The 6,646-nt window shown below is 55.8% G+C and carries 5 protein-coding genes and 1 tRNA gene; 4 read left to right on the top strand and 2 right to left on the bottom strand.

Annotated features, from left to right (window positions below):
- Positions 1-89 precede the first annotated feature (89 nt).
- Entirely contained in the window at positions 90-911 is an 822-nt protein-coding gene (locus tag ABYV26_RS17820; RefSeq protein ID WP_372682705.1) for a metal-dependent hydrolase, read from the top strand.
- 220 nt (positions 912-1,131) lie between these two features.
- Here ABYV26_RS17820 and ABYV26_RS17815 read toward each other — a convergent pair.
- A tRNA-His gene (locus ABYV26_RS17815) sits at positions 1,132-1,207 on the bottom strand.
- Between the two features lie 232 nt (positions 1,208-1,439).
- Between ABYV26_RS17815 and ABYV26_RS17810 the strand changes: the two genes are divergently transcribed.
- The 3 genes from ABYV26_RS17810 (at position 1,440) to ABYV26_RS17800 (ending at position 5,257) form a co-directional block, all read left to right on the top strand.
- On the top strand, positions 1,440-1,616 hold the full coding sequence (locus ABYV26_RS17810) for a hypothetical protein (RefSeq protein WP_372682704.1): 177 nt from the start codon (positions 1,440-1,442) through the stop codon (positions 1,614-1,616).
- Positions 1,617-1,779: 163 nt separating this feature from the next.
- Positions 1,780-3,693 (top strand): selenocysteine-specific translation elongation factor, encoded by a 1,914-nt coding sequence (selB, locus tag ABYV26_RS17805; protein WP_372682703.1) that lies wholly within the window; start codon positions 1,780-1,782, stop codon positions 3,691-3,693.
- 67 nt (positions 3,694-3,760) lie between these two features.
- Positions 3,761-5,257, top strand: coding sequence for a DUF2333 family protein (locus tag ABYV26_RS17800; protein ID WP_372682702.1), 1,497 nt, complete (start codon positions 3,761-3,763; stop codon positions 5,255-5,257).
- Between the two features lie 126 nt (positions 5,258-5,383).
- Here ABYV26_RS17800 and hemW read toward each other — a convergent pair.
- Positions 5,384-6,646: radical SAM family heme chaperone HemW (gene hemW, locus ABYV26_RS17795; RefSeq protein ID WP_372682701.1), on the bottom strand; the 1,263-nt coding region annotated here is incomplete at its 5' end.

The raw sequence follows: 6,646 nt of genomic DNA, 5'->3' as shown, positions 1-6,646 counted from the left end.
TATGGACAATAGCCTTTAAACGCTTAACATTATGTCAATTGTTATTCGAATTTGATTCGGCAATCCTAAAAAATAAGGGAGCAACACCCATGAAAAAAATAAACCGATTTTACGCATACATACTGGTTGCCGCCGCCCTCGCGGTGCTGAACGTCTCGTCGGTCCATGCATTTGAAATTCAATGGTTCGGCCAGGCGGCTTTTAAAATCACAACACCAGGGGGCAAGGTTATCCTGATCGACCCCTTCATTACCCAAAACCCCAAAACACCTGAAGATCTCAAAGACCTGGGCAAACTCAAGCAGGTGGATCTGGTTTTAGTCACCCATGGACACGGGGACCATGTGGGCGACACCGCCACCATCTCCGAAATCTATGGGGCCAAGGTGGCCCTAAACGCGGACATGGGGCACACCTTTGCATCCCTGGGCTGGGTGCCTTACGAACGGTTGATTCGCTTCAACAAGAGCGGCCCGATCATGCCGCTGGGTGATGGCATTCGAATTACCATGGTTCACGCGGAGCACAGTTCGGAGGTGGTCCACACCGACCCGGAGAACAAGAAAAAGACGATTCACCCGGGTGGCGAACCCTGCGGCTATATCATCGAGCTGGAAAACGGCTTTACGATCTACCACGCCGGCGACACGGGGGTATTCGGCGACATGGCCTTTATCGGGTATTACTACAAGCCCGACCTGGCGCTGCTGCCCATCGGCGGACACTTCACCATGGACCCGGACCATGCGGCCTTCGCCATTCGAAATTACCTCAAGACAGAAAAGGTGGTGCCCATGCACTACGGCACATTCGAGCCGCTCAAAGGCACCCCGGAGCAATTGACAAAAAGCCTGGGCGGGTTTGCCTCCGACGTCATCGTCATGCAGCCGGGTGAAGTACGCACATTTTAACCCTACGCTTTCGTAAAAAGTCCGATCCGCCTGAGGCGGATAAATATCTGCGTTACGCCTTCCACAGGATTCGTAAGCCTCGATCTCGGACTTTCTACGAAACCGCCTAAAAACGATTTTTTACGAGTTCGTCAATGTTGTCCATGCAATTTTGATGAAAATAGCAAAAAAACAAAAAGGCCGCGGCAACGTATGCGCTGCCGCGGCCTTTTGATTTTTATGGGGTGAGTGATGGGGCTTGAACCCACGACCCTCAGGGCCACAACCTGATGCTCTACCAACTGAGCTACACCCACCGTAAGAATCTTTTTTCTAACAGATCACCTGTCCCATTTCAACTGAAATTTTCAGCGAGCTGTAAAAAGTCGGTCTAATGTTTCAAGCACGAATTGTCGGGCACCGGTGGCAGGATTTAAGATATTGAAAAACCAATATGTTCCCCATAAGTATTGACCTGATTAGGCTTCTAATATACCCTGGCTCCGCAATAAAACACCCTGCTGAACCATCCGATTGAAGAGAGGTAACATGTTGACCCAGTTTCACATTTTCATCATCAGGGCCATCTTGGGGGCCGGTTTTGCCGTAATCCTCTCCCGCATGTTCTTTACCGATTTCAATATCATCTATGTGGCCGGATTAGGCATCATCCTCGTGGGGCTGGCTTATTTTGCGGAATACCTCAGACATCGAAAAAAAAAATAGCAGGTGTGTGTTAAATCGTGAAGAATGGGACACTCACCGCCGTTGGCGTATTGGCAAGGGGAGGCTTCCGCATTTTCGCGAACCATCGAAACCATCGTAACCAAAACCGATTCATTCAGGCCAACTACTGCAACCCTGGACAACCCGATGGAGCGTATCGATCGTGAAACAGATTATCCTCGGAACCGCCGGACATATTGACCACGGCAAGACCAGCTTGATCAAGGCCATCACCGGAACCAATACCGACCGGCTCAAAGAAGAACAGAAACGCGGAATCACCATCGAATTGGGATTTGCCTCTCTGGACCTTCCCAGCGGGCGCCACCTGGGCATCGTCGACGTGCCCGGCCACGAAAAGTTCGTCAAGAACATGGTCGCCGGTGCTACGGGGATCGACATCGTTTGCATGGTCATCGCCGCCGACGAGGGGGTCATGCCCCAGACGCGTGAGCACATGGAGATCTGTGCCCTCTTAGGCGTCAGGCACGGCATGGTGGTTTTAACCAAAATCGACATGGTGGATGAAGAGTGGCTGGAACTGGTCACCGAAGATATACGTGATTTTACCGTGGGAACCTTTCTCGAAGGAGCACCGATCGTAGCGGTCTCCTCGGCAACCGGAGACGGCATCCCCCAATTCCTCGAAGAACTGGACGCCTTGTGCGATGGGGTTCCCGAGCGAGGAACCACTGGGCTATTCAGGCTTCCCGTTGACCGTGTCTTCTCCATGAAGGGCTTCGGCACGGTGATCACCGGCACCCTGATTTCAGGCAAGGTCGGCGTCGGAGACACGATCATGATCTACCCCGGTAAAACCACTTCAAAAGTCAGGGGCATTCAGGTTCATAACCAGGGCCGGGAGGCCGCCGAGGCGGGCATGCGCACCGCCATCAACTTCCAGGGCCTGGAGAAAACCGCCATCAACCGCGGCGATATTCTGGCTCGGGAAAACACGCTGATACCCAGCTACATGGTGGACCTGGAGCTCCACTTTCTCCCCAGCAACAAAAAGCCCATCAAAAGCCGGACCCAAGTCAGATTCCACACCGGTACCAGCGAGACCATGGGCAACCTGATCCTCCTGGACCGGGATGAACTGGTGCCCGGAGAAACCTGTCAGGTACAGATCCGTCTGGATGAACCGGTCAGCCTGATCCGCGACGACCGATTCGTAATCCGCAGCTACTCCCCGGTGCGCACCATCGGCGGCGGCAAACTGCTCAACCCCATACCCGTCAAGCATAAACGGTTCCATCAGGAGATCATCGACGGCCTGATGGGCCTGGTCGATGCAGTGCCCGAAGGCATCATCGACCACCACGCGCGCATGGCCGGCCCGGTCGGCGTCACCTTCGACGAACTGCTGTTGATGACCAACCTGCCGGCAAAGGAACTGGATTCAACCATCGGCGCCATGCTCAACAGTCAGACCCTTTTACTGGCCGACAAGGAGAGCCGCAGGTACATTCACCTGGCCGTCTTCGATGGTTTGAAACAACTGAGCCAGGAGGTGCTCGAACGTTACCACCGCGACAACCCACTGAAACCCGGCATCTCCAAAGAGGAATTGAAATCGAAGTTTCCGCGGCAGGCCAGCGGAAAGCTTTTCACCCTGGTGCTCAACCGGATGATCAAAGACCAACAATTGATCCTCGCGGACGATACGGTTCGGCTAGCTACTCACACGGTATCCCTTCAGGTGGATCAAAAGGCCTCAAAGCAGCAGATCATCGACATCTACGCCAAAAGCGGCCTGACGCCACCCTATTTCCGGGAAGTCATCAAACGTCTGGAAGTGGACCCGAAGTCAGCCAAAGGCGTTCTGGAACTGCTGGTCGGTGAAGGGGTGCTGGTCAAAGTGAAGGAAGATCTCTACTATGACCGGGTGACCATCGAAAAACTGAAGGATGAATTGGTGGCGTACATCCTGGAAAAGGGTGAGATATCCACCCCCGCGTTCAAGGATATGACTGGAGCTTCCCGCAAATATGTGATACCTTTAATTGAGCATTTCGATGCCACCAATGTCACCATCCGGGTGGGGGATATCCGGAAACTCAGGAAGCGCCAATAGCTCAACCCAATACCACCTCCTGCGGAGAACTCCAGCCGTACGGAACGACATCGAAGACGGAGCAGTCATGGAAAAAAATGCCAAGGGATTCGAGTTCAAGAAATTTGCGACCCCGCGCATCATCGGCGGCATCGCCATAGCGATAATTATCCTGTGGGCCCTCTCTATTATCTTCGGTACCCCGCAAGCCCCCACTTCAGAGGAAACGTCAATACGCCAGCTTGATTCGGCCACTGCCACCTCCCCGGCCGGCAGCAACGGCCGGAGCAAAACGACGCTGGTGAAACACCCATCTGAAGCGGCCCGTGCCGCCAAAGACCACTCGGCTGACGCGGCCGGGAAGGATACGACTGCCGTTCATGGAACCACCGCCGCTGTCGGCACCGCCACACAGGAGGCCTCCGGGTCAACAAGACAGCGTGCCTCTGCTGATAGCACCGACCAGGCGGCCACAGGCAGCCATGGTAAGGAGGCTGCCCGCAAGACCACGGCTACCCGCGCAGGCGCCCCCCATGAGGCCTCGGAGGCAACAAGACTGGGCGCCACGACCCATTCAAAAAGTACTGACCAGAAAACCGACGGCAGTCATCAGGCCCCTGCTGCCGGCCAAACTGCCGCCCAGGGCACCGTTGCAAAAACAACTGGTTCGGCGACGGCCCGGCAAACGGATAGGCAGCGGCTGCCAGTGGACGGTGCTGGCCACAGCGAGCAGGCAAGCGGTCACGGTGCCACCAGCCAAACTACCGCGAAACAGGGCGCCAGCGGGCATGCCATGCCGGCAGCGGCCGGTGCTGCCCCGGTGCACAAACCCGCGCCAAAGGGCGTCGCCTTCGTCGCGGCGACCATTAAACCCCTGAGCGTTGAACTGGAGGAACGCTGGTGGGGATGGCGACCCAACGATATCATCGAGTTCACGGACAACGTAAACAGATACCAGCTGGGCGTGCTGGAGGTAACCCGGCGTACCGTGGTGGCTTTGGCCGAACGCATTTCCAGAACCGGCGTCACCGATGCCTTGGATCCCAATCTGGAAGACGCCATGAACTGGTTCATGGTCAAAGCCAGCAGCTACTGGTTCCCCTCTGCCGAATCGAAATACCAAGAAGGCCTGGAAGAACTGCAGGCCTACCTTGAAAAACTCAAGGCGGGCAACGCCACTTTCTACACCCGTTCGGACAATCTGATTCCGCTGCTGGCCTCGTTTGAAGATCTGCTGGGCAGCTGCGACGAGAACCTAGTGAAAGAGACCAACGAAGACGGTACGACAATTAGTTTCTTTGACGCGGACAACTACTTCTATTACACCCAGGGCGTAGCCAGTTCCATGGCCACGGTGCTGGAGGCCGTACACCACGACTTTCTCATTACCCTGGAGTCGCGCAACGCGGCTGAACTGCTGCATCACGCCATCGTTTCCTGCCAGCGGGCCGCGGAACTCGACCCGTGGATCGTGCTGGATCGCAACCTGAGCAGTATCTTCGCCAATCACCGTGCCAACATGGCGGCCCCCATCAGCCACGCCCGGTTCTACATCGGGCAACTGATCAAGACCTTGTCGACATAGTCGGTTAACACCGATCGCTCAAGGCTGGAAGCTGAAAGAACGGTGGAGCGGGCGGACTGAAGCCGGATGCCAGAAGACTGAGGTCGGATGTCTGAAAACCCTGAACCCTGAACCCCGAACCCACATTCAACCCATCAGCCGATCGACAACATGCTCAAGAAAGCGCATGCCCCGATGGGTCAGTCGAATCCACACTGCCGACTGCTCCACCAGACCTTGGCCGACCAAACGACTCAATTCAGCTCCAAACTGGCCGGAGAAATCCTCATTAAAACGCGACGCGAATTCAGCCGTGTCAATGCCGTCCGTCTGCCGCAGGCCGAGGTAGACAAATTCCATGATCTGTTGTTCACGGGTCAGCGTTTCCGTATCCGCCACAGGGTGTTTGCCGGCCTGCAGGTCCGCCAGATAATCGTTTAGGGACCGATGATTCCACCAGCGCCTGTGGTCCAGAAAACTGTGTGCAGCCGGTCCGAATCCCAGGTAGGACGCAGCGATCCAGTATTTCCGGTTGTGACGTGATCGCCAGTCGCGGTTGTCCCCGGCAGAATATCGAGAGAAGTTCGATATTTCGTACTGACGGTAACCGTGGCGGTTCAGATAGGGGGCGGTGGCAGAGAAAAGACCTCCGGCAGTCTGCTCATCCAGGGGTTTGATCTGCCCGTTTCGCAACTGTTGCGCCATGGGCGTGCCCGGCTCCATTGTCAGGGTGTAGCATGAAAGATGATCCGGAGCCAGTTGGACGATGTTTTCCATTTCCGCCTCCCAGCGGCTTCGGGTCTGCCCGGGAACCGCGTAGATCAGGTCGAGCCCGACGTTGTCGAAGCCGGCCGCCCGGGCCCAGACGTAGGCATCGACACCCTTTTTTGCCGTATGGATCCGCCCTAAAAAGGCCAGGGTCTCATCGTCGAGCGATTGCAGGCCGATGTTCAGACGATTGATGCCGGCCGCCCGGTATGCTGCCAAAGACGCCTGGTTTACGGTTTCCGGATTGACTTCCAGGGTGGTCTCCGCATCGGCTGTCACCGAAAAGCAGGCATGGACACCGTCGAGAATCCGCTTAATTTGAAGCGGTGTCAGGAGAGAAGGCGTCCCGCCTCCGAAATAGATGGTGTCCGCCCGAGGGATCTGGTGTCGGCGCATGTTCAGCTCGTCAAGCAGGGCCTCGATGTAGACTGAAATCAAGCCAGAGTCGGTAATGGAGTAAAAATCACAGTAAGGGCATTTGGCCCGGCAGAAAGGGACATGAATATAAAGCCCCGCCGGGGTGGTGGGAAATTTTGAGGTCTCGCTTGATACGGTGGAACGATGATCCGTCAGGGGAGAGAACTCCTTGTTCTGGGTTCTGGGTTCTGGGTTCCGGGTTCTGGGTTCTGGGTTCTGGGTTCT

The sequence above is a fragment of the Desulfosarcina sp. genome (genome assembly GCF_041551955.1).
Taxonomy (GTDB): Bacteria; Desulfobacterota; Desulfobacteria; order Desulfobacterales; family Desulfosarcinaceae; genus Desulfosarcina.
This window is presented reverse-complemented; position numbering and strand designations above follow the sequence as displayed.